The 23,778-nt window shown below is 67.2% G+C and carries 22 protein-coding genes, 1 tRNA gene and 1 pseudogene; 12 read left to right on the forward strand and 12 right to left on the reverse strand.

Going from position 1 to position 23,778, the window contains the following annotated elements; all coding sequences use genetic code 11:
• Window positions 1-171 precede the first annotated feature (171 nt).
• From miaB to modA, 6 genes are all read right to left on the reverse strand, one after another.
• Window positions 172-1,500, reverse strand: a complete 1,329-nt coding sequence (miaB, locus tag A9976_RS07025) for a tRNA (N6-isopentenyl adenosine(37)-C2)-methylthiotransferase MiaB (protein WP_183018407.1) — start codon at window positions 1,498-1,500, stop codon at window positions 172-174.
• A 153-nt stretch (window positions 1,501-1,653) separates the two neighbouring features.
• Window positions 1,654-2,052 (reverse strand): hypothetical protein, encoded by a 399-nt coding sequence (locus tag A9976_RS07030; protein WP_183018408.1) that lies wholly within the window; start codon window positions 2,050-2,052, stop codon window positions 1,654-1,656.
• A gap of 73 nt (window positions 2,053-2,125) precedes the next feature.
• A complete protein-coding gene (gene fdhD, locus A9976_RS07035; RefSeq protein WP_183018409.1) occupies window positions 2,126-3,058 on the reverse strand; it encodes a formate dehydrogenase accessory sulfurtransferase FdhD in 933 nt (310 codons plus the stop codon).
• A gap of 52 nt (window positions 3,059-3,110) precedes the next feature.
• Window positions 3,111-4,241, reverse strand: a complete 1,131-nt coding sequence (modC, locus tag A9976_RS07040) for a molybdenum ABC transporter ATP-binding protein (RefSeq protein WP_183018410.1) — start codon at window positions 4,239-4,241, stop codon at window positions 3,111-3,113.
• Window positions 4,238-4,918 (reverse strand): molybdate ABC transporter permease subunit, encoded by a 681-nt coding sequence (modB, locus tag A9976_RS07045; protein WP_013804076.1) that lies wholly within the window; start codon window positions 4,916-4,918, stop codon window positions 4,238-4,240. The genes modC and modB overlap by 4 nt, the downstream gene beginning before the upstream one ends.
• Before the next feature lie 151 nt (window positions 4,919-5,069).
• Window positions 5,070-5,831, reverse strand: a complete 762-nt coding sequence (modA, locus tag A9976_RS07050; protein ID WP_183018411.1) for a molybdate ABC transporter substrate-binding protein — start codon at window positions 5,829-5,831, stop codon at window positions 5,070-5,072.
• 103 nt (window positions 5,832-5,934) lie between these two features.
• On the opposite strand from modA, the gene A9976_RS07055 reads away from it, so the two are divergent.
• From A9976_RS07055 to A9976_RS07065, 3 genes are all read left to right on the forward strand, one after another.
• Window positions 5,935-6,762, forward strand: coding sequence for a TOBE domain-containing protein (locus A9976_RS07055; RefSeq protein ID WP_183018435.1), 828 nt, complete (start codon window positions 5,935-5,937; stop codon window positions 6,760-6,762).
• Between the two features lie 181 nt (window positions 6,763-6,943).
• On the forward strand, window positions 6,944-7,219 hold the full coding sequence (locus A9976_RS07060; protein ID WP_183018412.1) for a hypothetical protein: 276 nt from the start codon (window positions 6,944-6,946) through the stop codon (window positions 7,217-7,219).
• 101 nt (window positions 7,220-7,320) lie between these two features.
• A complete protein-coding gene (locus tag A9976_RS07065) occupies window positions 7,321-7,731 on the forward strand; it encodes a hypothetical protein (RefSeq protein ID WP_183018413.1) in 411 nt (136 codons plus the stop codon).
• Between the two features lie 94 nt (window positions 7,732-7,825).
• Here A9976_RS07065 and A9976_RS07070 read toward each other — a convergent pair whose 3' ends face one another.
• Complete coding sequence (locus A9976_RS07070) at window positions 7,826-8,983, reverse strand: MFS transporter (RefSeq protein WP_259649132.1); 1,158 nt, start codon at window positions 8,981-8,983, stop codon at window positions 7,826-7,828.
• A 726-nt stretch (window positions 8,984-9,709) separates the two neighbouring features.
• Between A9976_RS07070 and A9976_RS07075 the strand changes: the two genes are divergently transcribed.
• The 4 genes from A9976_RS07075 (at window position 9,710) to A9976_RS07090 (ending at window position 14,793) form a co-directional block, all read left to right on the forward strand.
• On the forward strand, window positions 9,710-10,906 hold the full coding sequence (locus A9976_RS07075; RefSeq protein ID WP_183018414.1) for an imelysin family protein: 1,197 nt from the start codon (window positions 9,710-9,712) through the stop codon (window positions 10,904-10,906).
• A gap of 104 nt (window positions 10,907-11,010) precedes the next feature.
• Window positions 11,011-12,522, forward strand: coding sequence for a di-heme oxidoredictase family protein (locus A9976_RS07080; RefSeq protein WP_183018415.1), 1,512 nt, complete (start codon window positions 11,011-11,013; stop codon window positions 12,520-12,522).
• Window positions 12,522-13,607 carry an imelysin family protein gene (locus A9976_RS07085; RefSeq protein WP_183018416.1) on the forward strand — a complete coding sequence of 362 codons (1,086 nt, stop codon included), beginning with the start codon at window positions 12,522-12,524 and terminating at the stop codon, window positions 13,605-13,607. The genes A9976_RS07080 and A9976_RS07085 overlap by 1 nt, the downstream gene beginning before the upstream one ends.
• The gene (locus tag A9976_RS07090; protein ID WP_183018417.1) at window positions 13,591-14,793 is read left to right on the forward strand and encodes a DUF1513 domain-containing protein; all 1,203 of its coding nucleotides are present in this window, start codon (window positions 13,591-13,593) and stop codon (window positions 14,791-14,793) included. The genes A9976_RS07085 and A9976_RS07090 overlap by 17 nt, the downstream gene beginning before the upstream one ends.
• Before the next feature lie 94 nt (window positions 14,794-14,887).
• Here A9976_RS07090 and A9976_RS07095 read toward each other — a convergent pair.
• The 5 genes from A9976_RS07095 to A9976_RS07115 form a co-directional block, all read right to left on the reverse strand.
• Window positions 14,888-14,964, reverse strand: a tRNA-Met gene (locus A9976_RS07095).
• Between the two features lie 129 nt (window positions 14,965-15,093).
• Window positions 15,094-15,873, reverse strand: coding sequence for an enoyl-CoA hydratase (locus tag A9976_RS07100; RefSeq protein WP_183018418.1), 780 nt, complete (start codon window positions 15,871-15,873; stop codon window positions 15,094-15,096).
• A 74-nt stretch (window positions 15,874-15,947) separates the two neighbouring features.
• The gene (locus tag A9976_RS07105) at window positions 15,948-17,873 is read right to left on the reverse strand and encodes a M61 family metallopeptidase (protein ID WP_183018419.1); all 1,926 of its coding nucleotides are present in this window, start codon (window positions 17,871-17,873) and stop codon (window positions 15,948-15,950) included.
• Between the two features lie 130 nt (window positions 17,874-18,003).
• Window positions 18,004-18,720 (reverse strand): DsbC family protein, encoded by a 717-nt coding sequence (locus A9976_RS07110; protein ID WP_034390564.1) that lies wholly within the window; start codon window positions 18,718-18,720, stop codon window positions 18,004-18,006.
• Between the two features lie 146 nt (window positions 18,721-18,866).
• Window positions 18,867-20,012, reverse strand: a complete 1,146-nt coding sequence (locus A9976_RS07115) for an FAD-dependent monooxygenase (RefSeq protein ID WP_172642969.1) — start codon at window positions 20,010-20,012, stop codon at window positions 18,867-18,869.
• A 174-nt stretch (window positions 20,013-20,186) separates the two neighbouring features.
• On the opposite strand from A9976_RS07115, the gene A9976_RS07120 reads away from it, so the two are divergent.
• The 5 genes and pseudogenes from A9976_RS07120 to A9976_RS07140 all read left to right on the forward strand — a co-directional run bounded on the left by A9976_RS07120 (window position 20,187) and on the right by A9976_RS07140 (window position 23,773).
• Window positions 20,187-21,053 carry an MOSC domain-containing protein gene (locus tag A9976_RS07120; protein WP_183018420.1) on the forward strand — a complete coding sequence of 289 codons (867 nt, stop codon included), beginning with the start codon at window positions 20,187-20,189 and terminating at the stop codon, window positions 21,051-21,053.
• Between the two features lie 69 nt (window positions 21,054-21,122).
• Complete coding sequence (gene ychF / locus A9976_RS07125) at window positions 21,123-22,217, forward strand: redox-regulated ATPase YchF (RefSeq protein ID WP_183018421.1); 1,095 nt, start codon at window positions 21,123-21,125, stop codon at window positions 22,215-22,217.
• Between the two features lie 220 nt (window positions 22,218-22,437).
• Window positions 22,438-22,827, forward strand: a complete 390-nt coding sequence (locus A9976_RS07130; protein WP_043780869.1) for a type II toxin-antitoxin system RelE/ParE family toxin — start codon at window positions 22,438-22,440, stop codon at window positions 22,825-22,827.
• Window positions 22,805-23,122, forward strand: coding sequence for a DNA-binding transcriptional regulator (locus tag A9976_RS07135; protein WP_183018422.1), 318 nt, complete (start codon window positions 22,805-22,807; stop codon window positions 23,120-23,122). The genes A9976_RS07130 and A9976_RS07135 overlap by 23 nt, the downstream gene beginning before the upstream one ends.
• Window positions 23,123-23,240: 118 nt before the next feature.
• A pseudogene (locus A9976_RS07140) lies at window positions 23,241-23,773 on the forward strand (CbrC family protein).
• Window positions 23,774-23,778: the final 5 nt, after the last annotated feature.

Below are 23,778 nucleotides of genomic sequence, written 5' to 3' on the forward strand. Positions count from 1 at the left end.
GCCATGCAGGCCGACGGACCTCAGGGCGGCGACCCCGCGATGCTAGCGGCCCAGCCGGCACCATGCCAGAGTGGCCGGGCTGTTTTCACGTCCTGTTACATGCAAAAAAGCCCGGCATTGCCGGGCTTTGGTGACGCAGGAGGTCGCTGGGCCGCCGGGGCCGGGTTGCGGTCAGTGGCGCACCACGACTTCGCCGCGCAGCGTGAAGGTGCGGGCCTCGGTGACCTTCACATCGATCATCTGGCCGATCAGGCGTTCGTTGCCCGGGAAGTTGACCACGCGGTTGCACTCGGTGCGGCCCATGAGTTCGCTGCCATCGCGCTTGGACAGACCTTCCACCAGCAGGCGCTGCACCGTGCCCACGCGCTCGTCGCTGATGTCCTTGATGTTGTTGTTGATCACGGCCTGCAGCTCCTGCAGGCGGCGCAGCTTGACCTCGTGCGGCGTGTCGTCGTGCAGGTTGGCGGCCGGCGTGCCGGGGCGCGGGCTGAAGATGAAGCTGAAGCTGTTGTCGAAGCGCACGTCGTGGATGAGCTTCATCATCTTCTGGAAGTCTTCCTCGGTCTCGCCGGGGAAGCCCACGATGAAGTCGCTGCTCATGGCCATCTCGGGCCGGATGGCGCGCAGCTTGCGGATGGTGCTCTTGTATTCCATGGCCGTGTAGCCGCGCTTCATGGCCATGAGGATCCTGTCGCTGCCGTGCTGCACGGGCAGGTGCAGGTGGCTGACCAGCTTGGGCAGCCTGGCGTAGGCCTCGATCAGGCGCGGCGTGAACTCGTTGGGATGGCTGGTGGTGTAGCGGATGCGTTCGATGCCGGGGATCTCGGACACGTACTCCAGCAGCAGGGCAAAGTCGGCGATCTCGGCCGTGTCTCCCATCTTGCCCAGGTAGGCGTTGACGTTCTGGCCCAGCAGCGTGACTTCCTTCACGCCCTGGTCGGCCAGGCCGGCGACCTCGATCAGCACGTCCTCGAACGGGCGGCTGACTTCCTCGCCGCGCGTATAGGGCACGACGCAGTAGCTGCAGTACTTGGAGCAGCCTTCCATAATGGAGACGAAGGCCGAGGAGCCTTCCACGCGCGCGGGCGGCAGGTGGTCGAATTTCTCGATCTCGGGAAAGCTGATATCGACCTGGGGCTTGTGCCTGGCGGCGCGTGCATTGAGCAGCTCGGGCAGGCGGTGCAGGGTCTGCGGGCCGAAGACCACGTCCACATAGGGCGCGCGCTTGATGATTTCCTCGCCCTCCTGGCTGGCCACGCAGCCGCCCACGCCGATGAGCACGCCGCGTTCCTTCAGGTGCTTGTAGCGGCCCAGGTCGCTGAACACCTTCTCCTGCGCCTTCTCGCGCACCGAGCAGGTGTTGAACAGGATCAGGTCGGCCTGCTCCGGGTCGTCGGTGGACTCGTAGCCCTGGGCCGCGCCCAGCACATCGGCCATCTTGTCCGAGTCGTACTCGTTCATCTGGCAGCCGAAGGTTTTGATAAAGACTTTCTTGGACATGGTGGGGTTCCGTCAGGCAGCCACCGCACTGCAAGCAGTGGTCTGCGAAAAATGAAGAGGGCCGGGCCAGGGCGCAAGCAACGCTCCAGGCGCCGGCAGTGCGGCCTGCAAGGCGCAGGCCGGGTGCGTCGGATGCCTGCCGTGCGCTCGGCCTCAGTTGAGGATGCGCTGCAGCATCGACTTGGGCTTGTAGTGCTTGTCGGCCTCGGCCTTGGTCAGGATCCAGGCCTGGTGCAGCCACTGCGTCTGCGGCTCGATCACATAGCCCACCACGAGCTTGCTGCCCTGGTAGTTGATGGCCTGCACCAGCGTGCGTTCAGGGCTGAACAGGCGAAAGCCCGGACTGGTGCGAATGGTCTTGCCGTCGATCTCCACCTCGGGGAACTGGGTCACGACCAGCTCGCCGAACTGGGCCTGCGGCGGGAAATTGCGCGTCTCGTTGGACGGCAGGCCCTGCGCGGCCACGCCCAGGCTGGCGCAGGCCAGGCCGGCGAGCAGGGCGCCGGCACACAGGCGGCGGACGGGAGAGAAATGGGGCTTGCAGCGGTTCATGGTGTACATCCAGGGGCTGAACCCGCGATTCTACGAACTTGCCGCTGCGCGGGCACGGCACTCGGGCATTGGGTCAGGCGCGGCCCGGCGCATACAGCACCGCCTTGGGTGGCCGGCACAGGCCCCAGAAGCGCAGGCCGGTCAGCTCGGCCATCTGCACGCCCATGGCCGTGGGTGCGGAGATGGTGGCCAGGGCGGCGATGCCGACCTTGGCGCATTTGCGCACCAGCTCATGGCTGCCGCGGCTGGAGAGCACGACAAAGCCGGCCTTGCCCAGGCGGCCTGTGCGGGAAAGGCGGCCGACCAGCTTGTCCAGCGCGTTGTGGCGGCCCACGTCTTCGAGCACATCCGTCAGTTGCCCGTCCAGCCCTGCCCAGCCAGCGGCATGCACGGCGCCGGCTTCGGCGTTGAGCCGTTGCAATGGCGGCAGTGCCGCGATGGCTGCGCAGACGGTGGCGGCATCGACGCGGGCGATCCAGTCATGCGCGGGCAGCGGGTCGAAGGACAGATCCAGCGCCGCGAAGCTGTCCACGCCGCAGACACCGCAGCCCGTGCGCCCGCTCATGCTGCGGCGCCGGTCCTTGAGGCGGGCAAAGCAGCGCGAGGCCACGTCCAGCTGCACCTCGATGCCGTCCATGCCGGCCGGAAGGCCTGCGGCTTCGGCGGCCACGGCGCGCACTTCGATGCCGTAGCAGTCGGCAGCGCTGTCCAGAATGCCTTCGGTGAGCGCAAAGCCCAGCGCAAAGTCTTCCATGTCCGAGGGCGTGCCCATCATCACGGCATGGGAGATGCCATTGAACACCAGGGCGATGGGGACTTCGCTGGCAAGCACCTGCGGTTCGGCCTGGATGCTGACCGCACCCCCGTGCTCGATCCGGTGACGCGCCACCGCATGCGTGCGCAGCGCGGCAATGGCAGGCGGGGCGGCGCATGCAGCATCTGCTGCGCCGGGGCCTGCGTCTGGGGTGGGGACGGGTGCGGGGGCGTGTTCGGTGGTGGCGTTCATGGCGTGGGCCGCTCAGGCGGCTTCCGCATGATATCGGCGCCGCCGCGCGTGCTCAGTCCAGCAATGCCATGCCCTTGATCTGGGCGAAGACATGCATGCCTGGCGCAATGCCCAGCTGCCGGGCGGAATGCAGGGTGATGCGCGCCAGCAGGCGGGACGGGCCCAGCTGCAGCGAGACCATGACCTGGCCCGGGCCGTCCTCGCGCAGCTCCTGCACGGTGGCAGGGAGGATGTTGAGGATGCTGCTGTCTTGCGGGTGCTGCAGGCTCAGGCTCACATCGCGTGCCTGCACGCGCAACTGCACGGTTTCGCCGACGGGGCGCGGGGAGGCCATGACAAGACGCAGGCGCCCGCCATCGAAGGACAGCGTGCTCAGGTGTGCATCGGGATCGTGCTGCTGGACCTGTGCGCTGACCATGGCCGCTGCCGTGTCGCCCATGCTCAGGGGCAGGTCCAGCCGTGCCAGCAGCTCGCTGGTGGCGCCGGCGGCGACCAGGCCACCAGCCTTGAGCAGCACCAGGTGCTGGGCCAGGCGCGCGACCTCGTCGATGGAGTGGCTGACGTAGACCACGGGAATGTCGAGTTCGCGGCGCAGCTGGTCCAGGTAGGGCAGGACCTCGGCCTTGCGCTGGGCGTCCAGCGCGGCCAGGGGCTCGTCCATCAGCAGCACGCGGGGGCTGGTGGCCAGCGCCCGCGCAATGGCCACGCGCTGGCGCTCGCCGCCCGACAGGGTGGAGGGCATGCGGTCCATCAGATGGCCTATGCCCAGCAGGGACACGGCCTGGTCCTGGGACACCTTGCGCCGTGCGGCCGGCGTGCGCCGCATGCCGTAGTCGATGTTGCGCCGCACGGTCAGGTGCGGGAACAGGCTGGCCTCCTGGAACACATAGCCCAGCGCACGGCGGTGCGTGGGCAGCCATTGGCTGGCCGCATCGTCCTGCCAGACCTCGCCGTTGACGGCGACGCGGCCGCGCGCGCGCTCCAGTCCCGCCAGGGCGCGCAGGCAGGTGGTCTTGCCGCAGCCCGAGGGGCCGAACAGGGCGGTGACGCCGCGCCCGGGCAACTGCAGCTGCACGTCAAGGCGGAAGTCGGCACGTTCCAGCGCCAGGTTCGCGATGATTTCCGAGGAGGGATGGGTGTGCGCTGCGTCGGACATCAGGGAGGCAGAGAAGGCAGTCATCATGCGCGGCGCTCCTCACGCGGCTGCAACAGGTGCAGGGCCAGAAGAACCAGGAAGGAGAACACCACCATGCCACCCGCCAGCCAGTGGGCGTGGGCGTACTCCATGGCCTCCACATGGTCGTAGATCTGTACCGAGACCACGCGCGTCACGCCGGGAATATTGCCGCCCAGCATCAGCACCACGCCGAACTCGCCCACGGTGTGCGCAAAGGTCAGCACGGCCGCCGTGATGAAGCCCGGGCGCGCCAGCGGCAGCGCCACGGTGAAGAAGCGGTCCAGCGGCCCCGCGCCCAGGCTGGCCGCAGCCTCCATGGGCCGCGTGCCCAGGGATTCGAAGGCGCGCTGCAGCGGCTGCACCGTGAACGGCATGGAATAGACCAGCGAACCGATGACCAGGCCCGGAAAAGTGAAGGGCAGGGTGCTCAGCCCCAGCGCCTGCGTCAGCTGCCCCACGGGGCCGTTGGGGCCCATGGTCACCAGCAGGTAAAAACCGATCACCGTGGGCGGAAGCACCAGGGGCAGCGCCACCACGGCGCCAATCGGGCCGCGCCAGCGCGAGCGCGTATGCGCCAGCCACCAGGCCAGCGGCGTGCACAGCGTCAGCAGCAGCACCGTGGTCACGCTGGCAAGTTTCAGCGTCAGCCGTATGGCGGCGTAGTCGTCGGCGGTAAGAATCATGCGGGAAGAATTCAGTGGTTCGCAGCGCTGTTGGATCTCACTCAACGCACGAAACCGGCGCGGCCCGGCTCAGCGACGCTGAGCACGGGCCCGTGCCGGCCGACCCCTCCCCAGGAGAGAGGGAAGGCGCGCAAGCGCGCCTCAACAGGTGTCAGAAGCTATAGCCGTAGGAGCGGATGATGGCACGGGCCTTGTCGGCGCGCAGGTACTTCATCAGCTCGGTGGCGGCCTCGTTGTCCTTGCCGTTGTTGAGCACGATGGCGTCCTGGCGGATGGGCTCGTGCATGGCGCCGGGCACCTGCCAGGCCGAGCCTTCGCGCAGCTTGCCGTTTTCCATCACCTGCGACAGGGCCACAAAGCCCAGCTGGGCATTGCCCGTGGCCGCGAACTGGTAGGTCTGGGCGATGTTCTCGCCCATGACGATGCGCGGCTGCACCTGGGCCGTGATGCCCAGCTTGTTCAGCACCTCCATGGCTGCGGTACCGTAGGGCGCCAGCTTCGGGTTGGCCACGGCGATGTGCTTGTAGTCGCCGGTCTTGAGCACCTCGCCCTTGTCGTCCACATAGCCGGCCTTGGGGCTCCACAGCACCAGCTGGCCGATGGCGTAGGTGAAGCGTGAATCGGGCAGGCCGCGGCCTTCCTTGGCGATCTTCTCGGGCGTGGTGTCGTCGGCGGCCAGCAGGATCTGGAAGGGCGCGCCGTTGACGATCTGCGCATAGAACTTGCCCGTGGCGCCGAAGGACAGCAGGGCCTTGTGGCCGGTGTCCTTCTCGAACTCGGCGGCGATCTTCTGCATGGGCGCCGTGAAGTTGGCGGCGACGGCCACCGACACTTCGGCGGCCTGCACGGCGGCCCAGCCGAACAGGGCAAGGGCGGCGAAGGCGGTGGCACGCAGGGGCTGGTTCACGTTCATGGGTCTCTCGCTATTCCGTTGGTGAATAGCGCAGTGTAACGACCTGAAAATGCGCATGCAGGGTGCAGGCGTTTTGCTTGGCGGGAAATAACGCTTGGCGGGCATGATGCTGCGCATGACTGCCGCAACCCCCGCTTCTCCCTCAGACCTGGTGCCCGCGCTGGGCCATGACCTGGCCGACCGGCGCATCGCCATCCTGCGGCATATCGCGGCAGGGCATTCGATTTCCCAGGCCGCGCGCGAGGCGGGTGTCAGCTACAAGGCGGCCTGGCAGGCGCTGGATGTGCTGACCAATCTGGCGGGCCGTGCCCTGGTGGAGCGCTCGGTGGGCGGCGCCGGCGGTGGTGGCGCGCGCATCACCGAGGCCGGGCAGTCCCTGCTGGCCATGGCCGATGCGCTGGAGCAGGCGCGCGCGCAGGTGCTGCAGCGCTTTGGCGGGCTCGCCGGCGTTTCTTCGGCGGCTCCCGGGCTGGGGCTGGGCCTGCGCACCAGCATGCGCAATCTGTGGCCTTGCCGGGTTGGTGCCCTGCAGGCGCAGGGCGCCCAGGTCCGCGTCTGGCTGCTGCCCGACGGCGGCGGGGATGCATCAGGCATTGCCGCACGCATCACCGAAGAAAGCGCCCAGTTGCTGGGCCTGGCGCCGGGCCTGCCCGTGATGGCGCTGTGCAAGGCCGCAGCCGTGCAGGTGCTGCCTTCGGCGCCACGCTCCGATGTGCATGCCCAGGCCAATGCCTGGCCCGCCCAGGTGCAGCGCGTGGCCCGGGGAGACAGTGCGGGGCCGCGTGAAGTGGTGGCCCAACTGCCCTGGGGCGGTAGCGGCGTGGGCTACGCGGCCGAGCCGGCCGAGGGCGAGTCCTGGACCTTGCGCGCAGGGCGCAAGGTCTGGCTGACGGTGTCGGAGTCCGCCGTGGTGCTGGCCGTGGCCGATTGAGCTGATGGAGCGTTGAAGGAGTCGCAGCGGGTTGCGCATGCGCGGCAGTGGCCGCAGATTCGGACGGGTCCGATGGCGCATTCAGGGCGTTATACGAAGAATTGTGCCGCTGTGAAACCTGCGCGCTCTGGCGGCGCGGGCTTTTCTGGCGACCGAATCATCGAACCCTCCCTGGCCCTCCATGAGCATCCTGAAATTCCGCAGGCAAGAGAAAGTGGCGCTCTACACCGCCTTGCTGTGTTCCTTCATTGCGGCATTCATCTTCTTCGCGTCCGAAGGTGTTGCCGACAGTTTTCAGCAGCGGCTGGATGCGCTGGCCATCTGCGCCGTCATCGGTGCGCTGGTGACCTGGTTCAATCACTGGTGGTTCCGGGTCTGGGGCTGGCATCTGGTGCCTGTGACCCTGCTGCTGTTTTATGCCGGGACGCTGGCCGCAGGCTGGCTGCTTGGCGGATGACGATGGCGGTGAAGGCGGCGATGGGGGAACCTGCCGCCACGCTTTGCATCGAAGATCCTTTTCCACTGCCTCATCAGGCCATCCACGGCCTTGCCTCTGCCATGAAGACCACCCTGTCCGCCGCCCTGATCTGCTTGCTCCTGTCCACTGCGGCCATGGCCCGTCCGCTGGACCCGGCGCCGCTGGACGCCTCGCAGTTCAACCTGGGACTGGTCGGGTTCGCAGGCGAGATCTCGCCTGCGGAGCGGCACCTGGAGGCCATGCTCAGGCGGCCCGAGGCCAATGCCGTCCTGCTGTCGGTGATCGACGACCCGCGCCGATCTCCCGTGGCCAAGCTCTATGCGCTGTGCGGGCTCAAGCGCATGGGCAGCGGAGGCTACGAGGCTGCGCTGGTCAAGCTGCGCGGCTTTGAGGGCCAGGTCTCCGTGAAGCTGGGAGACCAGATGTTCCATGAAGACGTCCGCGAGGCGGCAGAGCGCATCGAAAACCTGGAGTGCAGCGAAGGCGGTTGAGCCTGGGCACGCCGGTTGCCGGACAGAAAAAGAGCTGCCATCGGCAGCTCTTTGCATTGTGGGACATCGTTCTGAGCCGGAGGATCTGAGCCGCTCAGGACAGCTCGCGCCCCTTGAGTTCGGGGATCAGGAAGGCCGTGGCCAGCATGTCCAGCACATAGATGGCCGCCAGCAGGGCGATGGCCACCTGGAACGAATAGCTCATGGCCAGCGCACCGATCACCACCGGGCCCAGTCCGCCCACGGCGCGGCCGATGTTGAACAGCACGTTCTGCGCGGTGGCGCGCGCCTCGGTGGGGTAGGCCTCGCTCATCACGGCGCCGTAGCCGCCCATCATGCCGTTGACGAACAGGCCCATGAGGGCGCCTGCCCAGAGCATGGCCGTGGGATCGGACAGCTGCGAATAGAGCACGACCATGATGACCGAGCCCAGCTGGAAGATCAGGAAGCTGGGCTTGCGGCCGATGCGGTCGGCCAGCTGGCCGAAGACCCAGATGCCGACCATCATGCCCACCACGGTCACGGCAGTCCATATCGAGGACTTGGTCAGGCTGAAGCCCAGTTGCTTGGACAGGAAGCTGGGCATCCAGATCATGATGCCGTAGTAGCCGAAGTTCTGGACCGAGGTCAGCACGATCACGCCCAGGCTGACCTTGGCCGTGGCGCGGTCCTTCACCAGCAGCTTCAGGCTTTGCAGCACCGGCACGCGGGCCGAGGGCGTGGCGGACTGCTGGCGCTTCACGAAGACTTCGGGCTCGTGCAGCTTGTTGCGGATCACCCAGGCCACCACGGCCGGTATCACGCCCACCAGGAACATGCCGCGCCAGCCGATGAGGGGCAGCAGCAGCGGCGTCAGCAGCGCCGCACCCAGCACGCCCATTTGCCAGCCCAGGGCCACGTAGGACGAGACGCGGGCGCGGTGGCGTGCAGGCCAGGCCTCGGCGGCCAGCGCCATGCCGATGCCGAACTCGCCGCCCAGGCCGATGCCCGCAATCGTGCGGTAGGCCAGCAGGTCCCAGTAGCCCTGTGCGAAGGCGCACAGGCCCGTGAAGACCGCGAACAGCATGATGGTCCAGGTCAGCACGCGGATGCGCCCGTAGCGGTCGCTGAGCAGGCCGAAGAAGATGCCGCCGAACACGGCACCGATCAGCGTCCAGGTCACCAGCGAGCCGGCCTGGCCCGGCGTGAGGTGCAGGTCGGCCGAGATGGCCGACAGCATGAAGCCCAGGATCAGCAGGTCGAAGCCGTCCATGGCATAGCCGACGGCCGAGCCGGCCAGGGCCTTCCAGCTGTAGCCGTTGACCTGGCTGGCGTGGGTGCCGGCATGCGTGTCTGTGCTGGCACCGGCAGCATTGGCTGCGAGCGCCCCGGAGGAAGTGGTGGTCACGTGAAAATCCTTGAAAGCCAGGACGGCGCGCGCTCTCGCTGGGGTGCGGCACAACGCAAAGCGCCTGCGCTGCCGGCTGGGCCGGCGTGCGGGCACGCTGCGCGTGTGCGGCATCCTGGAGTGGCGATGGGCACGGGAATCCTGGTGGGAAAACAAGCTGGGCGGCCGGCATGCCGGAGCATGGCAGGGGCTGCGCGAAAGGCTGAGCGCAAGGCGCAGCGCCAAAAAGACCGCTTCTGCAAAAAGCGAAAGCCCTGAAGTCGGCTGGGCGATCAGGGCTTGGAGGCCGTGGGCAGGCCCTGCGAGGAGAGGGCGGCCCATGCGAGCGGGCGCAATGGTAAGGCAAGTCGCCAGCCAAGGCAAGCTGCGGGGCTTATGCCAGGGAGCCGGGTCTTTGGCCGGGGCGACAAGGGTGCCCCGTGCTAGGCTGGCGCCCGCTGCGGCCATTGCGCCGCCGGCGCGCCCCGTTTCTGCCCGGGTCCGTCTATGACCTTGCTGCGCAGTGCGGCGATATCTCGTAGGTTTTGCCAATAAAAACAATTCTCATTACATTTTGGCATTCCGAGTCTTCAACCTCCGATTCTTTCTGCCATGCATCCCATCCTGATTGCAGCCGCCCTGGCCCTGGGCGCGGCCGCCCCGATGAGCCAGGCCGCAGCCGCCGGCACCGTTCAACAGCCCGTGAAGAAGAGCCTCTCCGTTGCGGAGGTGGTCAAGCACTACGGCACCCTGGTGCACGCCAACTACTCGGACTCCATCAGCTCCGCCAAGACCATGCAGAAAGCCATTGCGGCCTTTCTGGCGGCGCCCAGCGAGCAGGGCCTGAACCAGGCACGCAAGGCCTGGCTGGATGCACGGGAGTACTACGGCCAGACCGAGGCCTTCCGCTTCTACGCCGGCCCCATCGACAACGATGAAGGCCCCGAAGGCCAGATCAACGCCTGGCCCATGGACGAGTCCTATGTGGACTATGTGGAAGGCAATCCCGACGCCGGCATCATCAACAACCGCAAGGAAGCCATCACCAAGAAGCGCCTGGCCGAGCTCAACGAGCATGACGGCGAGGAGAACGTTTCCACCGGCTGGCACGCCATCGAGTTCATGCTCTGGGGCCAGGACCTGGACGACAAGGGGCCGGGCGCGCGTCCGTACACCGACTTTGTCGATGGCAAGAAGTCCAATGCCGACCGCCGCCGCGAGTACCTGAAGGTGGTGACCGCGCTGCTGATCGAGGACCTGCAATCCGTGGCCGACCAGTGGAAGCCCGGCTCGCCCAAGAACTTCCGCGCCCAGTTCGAGAAAAAGCCCGACGACGCGCTGCGCCGCATCTTCGTGGGCCTGGGTTCGCTGTCGCGCGGCGAGCTGGCCGGCGAGCGCCTGGAAGTGGCCCTGGCCAGCCGCGACCAGGAAGACGAGCACTCCTGCTTCTCGGACAACACGCACCGCGATGCGGTGACCAATGCCCAGGGCATCCTCAACGTCTGGCAGGGCAGCTACAAGCGCCTGGATGGCAGCGAGCTGCAAGGCCCTGGCATCAAGGACTGGGTGGCCTCCAAGGACAGCGCGCTGGCCGACAGGACCACGCGCCAGATCATGCAGTCGGTGCAGGCGGCCCAGGCCATTCCCGCGCCGTTCGACCAGGCCATCCAGGGCGCGCGCGACTCGGCCTCGCGCGCCAAGATTCAGGCCACCATCGACAGCCTGGTCCAGCAGAGCAAGGACCTGGTGGAGGCGGCCAACGCCGTCGGCATCACCCAGCTCAACCTGGTGGACCCCAAGGCCAACTAAAAGAACATCCACGCCAGCGTCCATCCATTCCTGCGCCCATGTGCCAAGGCCGCCGCCCCCGAAAGGGTTCGGCGGCCCTGGCTTTTCCAGGGACGTCCCCATCCATGAATCTCTCCCCCTCGCTGCTGGTCGCTGCCTCCCTGGTCCTGATGGGCTGCTCGGCCCAACAGCAGGACACGGTGGCTGCCGCTCCAGCGCGCGCGCCAGCACCGCAGCCTGCTCCCGATCCAGCTCCCGATCCAGCCCTTTTGTTCGCTGCACCTGGCGAGCCGCTGCCCCCCGGCGGCCAGACCACGGTCCACGCCACGGGCCGCAACGCCTTCTCGCTGCCCGCCGCCAACCTGGAGGATGCAGAGCGCACGCGCTTCGTCATCGGCAACTCCTTCTTCAAGCGCAACTGGGTGCAGGCCCCGGCCTCCACCACGGCGCGCGATGGCCTGGGCCCGCATTTCCTGGCGCGCTCCTGCGGCGGCTGCCATGTGCAGGACGGCCGAGCCCAGCCGCCCGACTTCCACAACCCGCTCAAGCCCCAGCCCTTTGCGGGCCTGCTCATGCGGCTGTCCATTCCGGGCGAAGGCCCGCATGGCAGCCCGGTGCCGGACCCGGTCTATGGCGACCAGTTCAACACCGAAGGCGTGCTGGGAGTCAAGGGCGAGGGCCAGTTGCGCATCCGCTATGAACAGGTGCATGGCCGCTTTGCCGACGGCACGGCCTACACGCTGGAAAAGCCCGTCTACGAGCTGGCCGCGCTCAACTACGGCCCCCTGGCTGCCAACCTGATGACCAGCCCGCGCATTGCGCCCCAGGTCATCGGCCTGGGCCTGCTGGAGCACATCCCGGAGTCCGAGATCCTGGCCAACGTTGCCGCCCAGGCGGCCCTGGGCGGCCCCATCAAGGGCCAGCCCAACTATGTCTGGGATGCCTACGGCGAACGCATGATGCTGGGCCGCTTCGGCTGGAAGGCCAACGTGGCCTCCATTGCCCACCAGACGGCTTCGGCCTTCCTGGGCGATATCGGCATCACATCGAAGCGTTTCCCGCACCAGACCTGCACGCCCGCACAAAAGGATTGCCTGGCCGCGCCCAGCGGCAATGGCGCCGAGGGCGTGGAGATCGAGGACCGCGTGCTGGACGACGTGATCTTCTACCAGGCCACGCTGGCGCCGCCTGCACGGCGCAACGCCGGCGACCCGGCCGTGCGCCGTGGCGAGGCACTGTTCCACCAGGCCCAGTGCGCGCAGTGCCACCGGCCCTCGTACAAGACCGGCGGGGAGCTGTTCCCCGCGCTGTCGCCGGCACTCAGCAGCAAGGGGTTGTCGGGCCAGACCATTGCGCCCTATACCGACCTGCTGCTGCACGACATGGGCGATGCGCTGGCCGATGGCCGGCCCGACTTCAAGGCCTCAGGCCGCCAATGGCGCACGCCGCCGCTGTGGGGCATAGGCCTGCTGCCCGATGTCAACAACCACCAGCGCCTGCTGCACGACGGCCGTGCGCGCGGCGTGCTGGAAGCCATCCTCTGGCACGGCGGCGAGGCCGAAGCCGCGCGCGAACAGGTGCGCCAGTTCAGCGCGGAAGACCGTGAAGCCCTGGTCAAATTTGTGGAGTCCCTCTGATGCAAGACATGCGCATGACCCCTCGCCAAATCCTTTGTGCCGCCGCGCTGGCGCTGCTGGCCGCCGCCCCGCTCCATGCCCAGGAAGTGGATGCCAACATGGCCATTCCCTTCTACAACACGGCCCACGCCGTGCAGGGGCTGTACGGCCAATGGTTCTCGCCCCAGGCCAAGGCCGCGCAGGCATCCGCCCAGGCGCTGAACCAGGCGCTGCGCGCGCACTGCGCGGCACCTGCGGGATCGGCTGCCGCCACGCTGCAGACGGCGCGCCAGGCCTATGTGCAATCGTCGCGGCAGTGGAGCAGCCTCTCGGCCGTGGCCCTGGGGCCGCTGGTGGAGCGCCGCTCGGCACGCCTGGTGGACTTCCGCCCCATGCGTCCGGCCCTGCTCAAGAAGGCCATACAGTCGGCCCCCGCCGATCTGGCCGCCATGGAGCGCATCGGCGCACCCGCCAAAGGCTATCCCGCGCTCGAGAACCTGCTGTGGACCCAGCCCGTGGAGCCGCAGACGCCGGCCTGCGCCTATGCCACCCTGGTGGCCGAGGAAATGGGCGCCGAGATGGGCATCCTCAGCAACGGCTTCGCCAAGCTCGCGGCCCAGGATTGGTCCGAGGATGGCGATGCCACCACCGAAGCCATGGCCGAGTTCATCAACCAGTGGGTGGGCGGCCTGGAGCGCCTGCGCTGGGCGGACATGGAAAAGCCTTTGCGCAGTGCGGGCAGCGCGGGCAGCAAACCGCCCGCCTGGGAGCATCTCGCCAGCGGCAGCACGCTGGAGATCTGGCGTGCGCACTGGCAGGGCCTGCGCACGCTGGCCGTGAGCGTGGACCGCAAGGTGCCCCAGCCCGGCGTGGACATCGTGCCCATCGAGTCCTACCTGCGCGGCCGTGGCCTCAACCGGCTGGCCGACCGCTGGCTCAAGGCCGTCAACGAGGCCGATGCCGGCATGCGCGCCCTGACCGGGCCGAGCGCCAAGGCCGTCGATGCCGCCACCAAGTCGCTGTCGCGCCTCAAGCGCCTCATGGAAGGCGAGGTGGCGCCTGCGCTGGAAGTCAACATCGGGTTCTCGGATGCCGACGGGGATTGAGCAGGCGCTGAATCGCCGCCGCTGGCTGCAGGGCATGGGGCTGCTGGCTGCCATGCCGCTGGCAACCTCCCATGCGGCCAGGCCGTCCGGACCGGCACGGTCGCTGGCTGCAGCCTGGATGCAGGGTGATCAGATGCGTGTCGGCATCGTGCAGGCCAGTGCGCAGGTGGACAGGCCGCTGCAGGTGCTGCAGGCCCTGGATGTGCCCACGCGCGCCCATGGCATGGCCGCGCTGCGCGACGGCTCCGTGGTCTTCGCCAGTCGCCGCCCCGGTGACTGGCTGGTGCGCCTGAAGCCGGGCCAGGCCGCCGAGGATGCGCAGTGGCAGTGGATCGAGCCCGACCGCTTCTTCAACGGCCATGTCATCGAAAGCGCCGATGGCCGCCATCTCTACACCACCGAGACCGACCTGGAGGATGCCCAGGGCCTGATCGGCGTGCGCGATGCCATCACGCTGGAGAAGATCGCCGAATGGCGCACGGGCGGCATGGACCCGCACCAGCTGCTGCTGGACGCCGACGGCACGCTGATGGTCGCCAACGGCGGCATTCCGACGCAGTCCGAAACCGGCCGGCGCAAGCTGCAGCTGGACCACATGGATTCGTCCATCGCGCGGCTGTTGCCGGCCGAAGGCGGCGCCCGTGCCGGCCTGTGGAAGCTGGACGACAGCCGCCTGAGCCTGCGCCACCTGGCCTGGGGCCCGCAGGTCGCCCACGCGCCCGCGCGCCGATGGCTGGGCATTGCGCTGCAGGCCGAGCACCGCGACACCGAAGCGCGCGCCGCCGCCCCCGTGCTGGCCCTGTTCGATGGCCACCGCTTGCATGCCGTGCCCCTGCCCGAAGGGCGCGAGCCCCTGGCCGGCTATGGCGGCGATATCGGTTGCGACGGCCAGTTCTTCGCCGTCAGCTGCCCGCGCGTGAACACCGTCACCTGGTGGCAGGTGCCCGATAGCGACCAGGCCAGCGGCCGCTGGTTGCGCGGCGATGCCATGCCGGGTGTGTACTGCGTGGCCAACGCAAGTGTCTCGCTGGATGCCAAGGGCCGGCCCCTGCCTGCCGAGCCCGCGCTGTGGATGGGCGGCGCACGCCAGGCCCAATTGCGCCAGCGCGGCCAGGTGCTGCGCACGGTGGCGGTTCCCGGCATGGCGCTGGACAATCACTGGATTGTGTTGGAGCGCGGCAGCTAGCAGCCGGAGGCGGCGCCGCAAGCGGCGCGCTCTGGCGGAGTGCAGCGCCAACGCAAAAAGGGTCTACGTTTGCACGTAGACCCTTTGCTTTGTTTGGTGGCGCTTCACGGATTCGAACCGCGGACCTGTGGATTATGATTCCATCGCTCTAACCGACTGAGCTAAAGCGCCGTAAGACCTAAATTATATGCAGAATTTTTGGCCGATCCGGCAAGTTGTGCAAATTTCTCGAAATTTCTTTGCGAGAGGCTTGCTGCGCCTTGCCGGAAGACGCGCATTGTAGCGCGACTTTCAGCCCGTTCAGAGATGCTTGAAGTTTGCGGGACGCTTGTTGACGAAGGCGTCCATGCCTTCCTTCTGGTCCTGCGTGGCGAACAGCGCGTGGAACAGGCGGCGCTCGAACATGACGCCGTCGGCCAGCGAGCCCTCGAAGGCGCGGTTCACCGATTCCTTGGCCGCCATGACGGCGATCTGCGAGAAGCCGCTGATGATGATGGCGGCGCCCAGGGCCTCGTCCATGAGCTTGTCGAAGGGAACGACGCGGCTCACCAGGCCGGCGCGTTCGGCTTCGGTGGCGTCCATCATGCGGGCCGTGAGGGCCATGTCCATGGCCTTTGACTTGCCCACGGCGCGCGGCAGGCGCTGCGTGCCGCCGGCACCCGGGATAACGCCCAGCTTGATTTCCGGCTGGCCGAACTTCGCGTTGTCGGCGGCGATGATGAAGTCGCACATCATGGCCAGCTCGCAGCCGCCGCCCAGGGCAAAGCCGCTGACGGCGGCGATCACGGGCTTGCGGATGGAGCGGATGGCTTCCCAGTTGCGCGTGATGTAGTCGCCCTTGTAGGCATCGGCAAAGCTGTACTTGGCCATGGCGCCGATGTCGGCGCCAGCCGCGAAGGCTTTCTCGCTGCCGGTGATGATCATGCAGCCGATGGACTCGTCCGCATCGAAGGCCTGCAGGGCCTGGCCCAGTTCGTTCATGAGCTGGTCATTGAGCGCGTTGAGCTGCTTGGGGCGGTTGAGGGTGATGATGCCGACCTTGTCGGCTTCGACGCGAACTTCAATCATTTCGTAGGCCAAGGGAGTCTCCTGCTGGGGTTGTCGTCGTGATCCTCAAGAATAACCGGCTGGCGGCGTGGGACGGCATGCGCGGTTCAGGGCGTGGCAGGCGTCTGCGCGCTGCCCGTGTGCCCGGCCAGCCAGCGTCCAGCGGTCTCCTCGTCCGTGATTTCCAGTCCCAGATTGCTGGGGGCGGGCGCCGCCAGGGTGCCGGATGTGGCAGCTTTTGCACCGCCGTTGTCCGTTTTCTCCACCACGGCGGCGGCCTCGGACAGCAGGCCCGAGCCCCAGGGCAGGGTGAAGGCCAGGATCTGCCGGTCGCGGGCCACCCAGGCGACGATGTCCAGGGCCGTGCCTGCGTACAGCGCCACATCGTCCAGCCGGGTGATGCGCCAGCGCGCGGGCTGTGAATCCTCGGCGCCGGTGGGCAGCTCGATGGCCAGCCATTCGTCGCCCGCCATGAAGCCTGCGCGCTCGGCCAGGCTGCCGCGCAGCACGGTCTTGATGGTGATGCCCTGGCTTTCCAGCACGCGCAGGCCCAGGCGCTGGGCAGTCTGCGCCGGTTCGGCCTTGGCCTGCACGCCGTGCGTGGCCAGCAGTTCGGCCAGCGGCAGGTCGTCGGTGCTGTGCACCCATTGCGTGATTTCGGGCGCGAAGCTGCGCCCGCCCAGGTCCTGCAGCACGGCCAGCACGTCGGTCTCGCGCATGGGGCCGCCCTGGCAGCGCTGCCACAGCGCGCGCATCACGTCGTCCAGCGTGCTGCGGCCTTCGCGGCGCAGCTGCAGGTCCAGGGCCAGTGCGACCAGGCAGCCCTTGGTGTAGTAGCTGACGGTCTGGTTGGGCGTGTTCTCGTCCTGGCGGTAGTACTTGACCCAGGCGTCATAGCTGGCCTGGGCCACGGACTGCAGGCGCCGGCCCGGCGTCTGCAGCACCTGGTTGATGGTGCGCGTGATGAGCTTGAGGTACTGGGCGTTGTCGATCAGGCCGGCGCGGCGCAGCAGCAGGTCGTCGTAGTAGCTGGTGAAGCCTTCGAAGAACCACAGCAGCTCGGTGTAGTTCTCCTGCCCGTAGTCGTAGCGCGCGAATTCGGCCGGGCGCAGGCGCTTGACGTTCCAGGTGTGGAAGTACTCGTGGCTGATCAGGCCGAGCAAGGTGGTATAGCCCTCGGCGGCCTTGCGCTCGCCCACGCGCGGCAGGTCGCGCCGGCCGCAGATCAGCGCCGTGGAATTGCGGTGCTCCAGGCCTCCATAGCCGTCATCCACGACGTTGAGCATGAACACATAGCGCTGCATGGGCGCGGGCGTGGCCTGCTCTCCCTCGCCGTGCCAGAAGGCCAGCACGGTCTCGCAGATCCTGCGTGCATCGGCAATCAGGCGCGCGCCGTCGAAGCTGGGTGCGGCGCCCGCGACGACGAAGCTGTGCGGCACGCCCGCGGCCACGAAGTCGCCGCGCCAGAAGTTGCCCATCTCCACCGGGCAGTCCACCAGTTCGTCGTAGTGGGCGGCGCGGTACAGGCCCCAGCCGCGCGCATCGGTGTCCACGGCGTCCAGGCCGGTCGCCACCTGCCACGATGCCGTGGCATCCGACGCGAGCAGCTGCAGCATGTGCGGCGTATCTTCCTGGCCGTGCACGCGCAGGCACAGGCTGGTGCCGTTGAAAAAGCCGCGGCGGCGGTCCAGCCAGGCCGTGCGGACCGAGCTGTCATAGGCGCAGAACTGGTAGTGGAGCACCAGGGGAGCGCCGGCTGCGCAATCGGCCTGCCAGAGGTTCTTTCCCTGCTGGGTCAGCGCGACGGGGCAGCCGTCCTGCTCGGCAGACAGGCCCTGGAGGTTCTTGGAGAACTCCCGCACCAGATAGCTGCCGGGAATCCAGACCGGCAGCGACAGGGTCTGGCCGGCGGCCGGGCGGGCGATGTGCAGTTGGACGCTGAACAGGTGCGCGTCTACATCAAGCGCCTGCACGCGGTAGTGGATGTCCGCTGCGGCAGTGGCATCGGCGGTGGCGGCGAGGGGAGAGGTCATTCGGGCTCCTGCAGGTGTGGCCTGGAGGCTGCCCGGGCCCGCTGCGGCGGGCTGGAGCCGGGAAGCTCCGGCCGAGGGGGATCAGTTGGGCGGGCCCGGCGTCCATGGCGCCGGGCCCGCCCGGTGGCGGTCAGCGCGCGGCTGCGGCTGCGGCCAGGTTCTTCTCGACTTCCTGGGCGCTGATGGCGCCAGGCACGCGGGTGTTGTTGGTGAAGATGACGGTGGGCGTGCCCGTGATCTTGTACTTGCGGCCAAAGGCCAGGTTGCGCTGCACGGCCGAGGTGTCGCACTGGGCGGCGGCCGGCACCTTGTCGCGCAGCATGTGGTCGGCCCATGCACCGGCCTGGTCCTTGGCGCACCAGATGTTGCGCGACTTCTCGGCCGAGTCGGGGCTCAGGATGGGGTACAGGAACAGGTAGATGGTGACGTTGTCCACGGTCTGCAGGTCGCGCTCGAAGCGCTTGCAGTAGCCGCAGTTGGGGTCTTCGAACACGGCCATCTTGCGCTCGCCCTTGCCGTGGACGATGGTCACGGCGTCCTTGAGCGGCAGCTGCTTGAAGTCCACCGCCGTCAGCTGGTTCATGCGGTCTTCGGTGAGATTGCGGCGTGCCTTGGTGTCGATCAGCTCGCCCTGGATCAGGTAGTTGCCCTTGGCGTCCGTATAGAACAGGTCCGTGCCGATGCGCACTTCGAACAGGCCGGACATGGGCGTGGGGCGGATTTCGTCGATTTTTTCCAGCTGGGGAATGCGCTCGGTCAGCGTCTTGCGCAGGTTGGCGTCCTGGGCGTGGACACCGAGGCTCCAGGTCAGGCTGGCGGCCGTCAGCAGGCAGGCGAAGAGTTTCATGGCAATGCGGTGGGTGGGCGGGGCCGCGTTCAGGCCGGCCGCGCCGTGGTTGAGGGGGATTGCGCGGCGCGGGGCGCCACGGAGCAGGGGTACGAGTCGCAAAACGGCAAAGGGTTCAACGGCACGGGATCGGCTTGGCTCCAGGCTCAGGCGCCGCTGCGCGGGTCCAGGCCCATGGCCTGGCGCGCCATCCAGTCCTTGAGCGGGCCGAAGCGCTCGAAGCCCTTCATGCCCCAGTTGCGCAGCATCTGCACCGGCACCTCGGAGCGGCTGAACAGCTGCTGCAGCCCGTCCATGGCCAGGCCCATGGGCGCCAGCGCGGCCTTGCGCTCGCGTTCATAGCGGCGCAGCAGGCGCAGGTCGCCGGTGCTGCGCCAGTAGCCGCGCTCCTGCAGCACGCGTGCCAGCGCCTGCACATCGCCCAGGCCCAGGTTCAGGCCCTGGCCTGCCAGCGGATGCACGTTGTGGGCGGCATCGCCCACCAGCACCCAGCTGCGGGCCGAGCGTGCATCGCCGTCGGGCATGGAGCCGCACCAGTGGTCGGCCACGGCCTGCTGCAGCGGCCAGGCCATGCGCGGTGCGCTCAGCTCCAGCCGCCCCAGCGCGCCCTGGCTGATGGCTTCCAGCCGCGCGGTGAAATCCTGTGTGTCGGCGGCCAGCCAGCCGTCGGCCAGCTCGCGGGCGATGGACCAGACCACGGCCACGCTGTGGCCTTGCGGGCCGTCCAATGGCAGCAGGGCCAGGATGCCTTCGGGCGTGAACCACTGTCGCGCCACCTGTCCGTGCGGCAGCTCGCAGTGCAGCCGGGTGGCGATGGCGTGCTGTGCATAGGGCGTGACGGCGAAGTCCACGCCGAACTCGCTGCGCGTGCGGCTGGCGCGGCCCTCGCAGATGGCCGTCAGCGGCGCCGCCACGGGCTGGTCCACCACCTCGACCATGGGCTGGTAGCGCACGGCCTCGGCCAGGCGCTGCTCCAGCGCGGGCACATCGACGATCCAGGTCAGGGCCTCGACATCCTGGCTGGCTGCGTCGAACAGCACATGGCCGTCCAGGTCGCCAAAGACCTCCATTTGCGTCACGGGCGTTGCGTGCTGGTCATCGGGCCAGCAACGCAGGCTGTCCAGCAGGCCGCGTGCGCTGGCATTGAGCGCGTAGGCGCGCACATCGGGTGCGTTGCCGGTCGGCGCGGCCACCACCAGGGCCACGCGCAGCCGTTCCCGGGCCAGCAGGAGAGCCAGGGTCCGGCCTGCAATGCCGGCCCCGCGTATACATACATCAAAGGTTTGCGCCATGGCCGGCATTGTAGGAGTCCGGGCCATGCCGGGGATTCCAACTGGCGCAAACTCCGGCTTTGGCATGACCTGCCGCAGCCTGCGTCGCCATCTGGCATATTGCCGCCCATCGCATGGCGCCATTCGCACCATGGATGGCATACACACTCCAGATTTCCCAAAAAGAGCTATCCGATGTTTGACCAAGAAAGAGACGTGCAGGGCCGCATTGCCCAGTTGTGGGTATATCCCGTCAAATCCTGCGCGGGCATCGCGCTGCAAAGCAGCGGCGTCGGCGCCACCGGCCTGGCCTGGGACCGCCACTGGATGGTGGTCGATGCGCAGGGCGAATTCCTGACCCAGCGCGACCATCCGAGCATGGCCTGGATACGCCCTGAGCTGGAGGCCGGGCACCTGGTGCTGCATTTTCCTCAGCAGCCGCCGCTGCGCATCGCGCTGCAGGCCACGGGGCCGGAGCGCCGGGCGCGCGTCTGGTCGGACTGGGTGCAGGCCTGGGACATGGGCCCCGAGGCCGCCCGCTGGCTGACGCAGGCCCTGGGCACGGACTGCTCCCTGGTGCGCTTCGACCCGGCGGCGCCGCGCCGCACCAGCGAGCGCTGGACCGGGGGCGAGGCCGCACCTGTGCACTTCGCGGACGGCTATCCGCTGCTGGTACTGAGCCAGGCCGCCATCGAAGAACTCAACCAGCGCCTGCAGACGGCCGGCCACGCCCCGGTGGACGCACGGCGCTTTCGCCCCAACATCGTGATCGAAGGCCTGGAGGCCCATGACGAGGACCGGGTCGACGGGTTCGACGTGCTCGATGCCCAGGGCCTGCGGCTGCGCATGGCCAAGCCCTGCACACGCTGCCCCATTCCCGACATCGACCCCGTCACGGCCGTGCAGGGCACCGCCGTGGGTGACGCCATCCGTACCTACCGCCAGGACGACCGTGTCGATGGCGCCATCACCTTCGGCATGAATGCCGTGCTGGAAGGCCTGCACGACGGGGCCGAACTGGTCGTTGGCCAGTCCGTGGCCGGCGACTGGCAGTTCGCCTGAAACGACAGGAAATGCCCGGTTGACTAAAATACGGGGTTTGTCCCCAGAATCCCTGTAGAAAGCCCTGCCATGAGCCTCAAATGCGGCATCGTGGGCCTGCCCAATGTGGGCAAGTCCACTCTCTTCAACGCGCTGACGAAGGCCGGCATCGCCGCCGAGAACTATCCCTTCTGCACCATCGAGCCGAACACCGGCGTGGTGGAAGTGCCCGATCCGCGCCTGCAGAAGCTGGCCGACATCATCACGCCCGAGCGCATCGTCCCGGCCATCGTCGAATTCGTGGACATCGCGGGCCTGGTGGCCGGCGCCTCCAAGGGTGAAGGCCTGGGCAACCAGTTCCTGGCCCACATCCGCGAGACCGACGCCATCGTCAACGTGGTGCGCTGCTTCGAAGACCCGAACGTCATCCACGTGGCCAACAAGGTGGACCCCATCGCCGACATCGAGGTCATCCAGACCGAGCTGTGCCTGGCCGACCTGGCCACCGTCGAGAAGGCGCTGAACCGCTACAGCAAGGCCGCCAAGTCGGGCAACGACAAGGAAGCCGCCAAGGTGGTGGCTTTGCTGACTCCCATCCAGGCTGCCCTGGACCAGGGCAAGCCCGCACGCACGGTGCCCGTCTCCAAGGAAGACGCGCCCCTGCTCAAGCAGTTCTGCCTGATTACGGCCAAGCCCGCCATGTTCGTGGGCAACGTCAGCGAAGACGGCTTCGAGAACAACCCGCTGCTCGACAGCCTCAAGGCCTATGCCGAGGCACAAGGCGCTCCCGTCGTGGCCATCTGCGCCAAGATCGAGGCTGAAATGTCCGAGATGAGCGACGAGGACCGCGACATGTTCCTGCAGGAACTGGGCCTGGAAGAACCGGGCCTGAACCGCCTGATCCGCGCCGGTTTCGGCCTGCTGGGCCTGCAGACCTACTTCACGGCCGGCGTCAAGGAAGTGCGCGCCTGGACCATCAAGGTCGGCGACACCGCCCCCCAGGCCGCAGGCGTCATCCACGGCGACTTCGAGCGCGGCTTCATCCGTGCCCAGACCATCGCCTTTGACGACTTCATCGCCTTCAAGGGCGAGCAGGGCGCCAAGGACGCGGGCAAGATGCGCGCCGAAGGCAAGGAATATGTCGTCAAGGATGGCGATGTGATGAACTTCCTGTTCAACGTGTGATAGCTCCTGTCATGGTTCGCAACTGCTCGCGTTGTTTCATGATGGTTCGCGCAAGATGAGCTGAAGGCAATCGATCAGGTGCTGTCTGACGGCGCTTCGTGCAACAACACGAAGCGCCGTTTTTCATGGTGACGTACTTGTGCTGTTGTCAGATACGGCGGCCTGATGAGGTATTTGATATATCACACTGAGTGTGATATAAATCCCTGGAGGGTACGGTATGCGCATTTTCAAGAATGCTTGGTTCGCGCGGTATGCCCGTAAGCAGGACATATCGGACAAGTCGATGGTGCAGGCCATAGAGCGGGCTGAGCAGGGCTTGATCGACGCCGACCTGGGCGGTGGCGTCATCAAGCAGCGTGTGGCGCGGCCTGGGCAGGGCAAGTCGGGCGGGTTTCGTACCGTCGTTCTATACCGCACGGCGGAACGAGCGTTCTTTGTCTATGGGTTCGCCAAGAGTGACCGCGACAACATTGACAAGGACGATGAAGCGCAGTTCAGGAAGGCCGCAGGCCATGTGCTGGGCTTGTCAGAGGAGCAACTGACCGTGTTGATCGGCAACGGGCATTTTTCAGAGGTACATGATCATGACAAAGAAATACCGAAGTGATGCTTCTGCAGCCATCCATGAAACCATGGAAGCACTGCACAGCGTTGGCGCCATCGATAGGCAGACCATGCGCGAGTTCGATGCGGCCTGCCTGACGCCTGTGGTCCCCATGCCTCCCGAACGCATCCGGGCCTTGCGCGAGCGCGAACATCTGTCCCAGCCTGTTTTTGCGCTCTATCTGAACGTGAGCAGGAACCTGGTCTCTGACTGGGAACGTGGCGTCAAGAAGCCTGGTGGCCCTGCCTTGCGCTTGCTGACGGTTGTGGAAAAGAGCGGCATCCAAGCGATTGCCTGAGTGGGGATGAACCGCGCTTGTGCGCGGTTTTTTCATGCCTGGATCGATTCGGTCCTACGCACCGAACGTCCATGGACAATGGCGCCTTTCCAATCAATCGGGAAAGAGAGTCCGTGCAATGGACCGCCCGCATTTCAGATTCCATCCTGGCGCCTACGAAACCGTCTTCGAGCAGGAAGAGGGTGTGTGTTCCTGCTGCGGACAAAACCGCAGCCTCAAGTACGAAGGCCCTTTCTACAGCGAGCAGAGCCCGGACTACCTGTGTCCCTGGTGCATTGCGAACGGGCAGGCCTGCGAAAAATACGCGGGCGAGTGTGTGGGATACACCGATATCGAAGGCGTGTCGCCTGATCCGGCAGACCCCGAGCCCACCATCGCCAGGGAACTGCTGTTGGAGATCGCGCAGCGCACGCCCGGCTACAGCAGCCCGTGTGGCTCACGCACTGCAACGCACCCTGTGTCTTCCTGGGTCACGCCGACAGGCAGGCCGTCGAGCATTTCCTCGCTGAAGTCCTGCCCGACATCGAAGGCAGCTACAGGAACGATGCGCAGTGGATGCTGGAGCGCATGTCTACGGACGGCATGATTTCCGGCTGCCTTTTCCAGTGCGTGCATTGCGGCCGGCATCGGCTGCATATGGACGTGGGATGAATCCA

This window comes from Delftia sp. UME58, assembly GCF_014170385.1.
GTDB classification, from domain to species: Bacteria; Pseudomonadota; Gammaproteobacteria; order Burkholderiales; family Burkholderiaceae_C; genus Comamonas; species Comamonas acidovorans.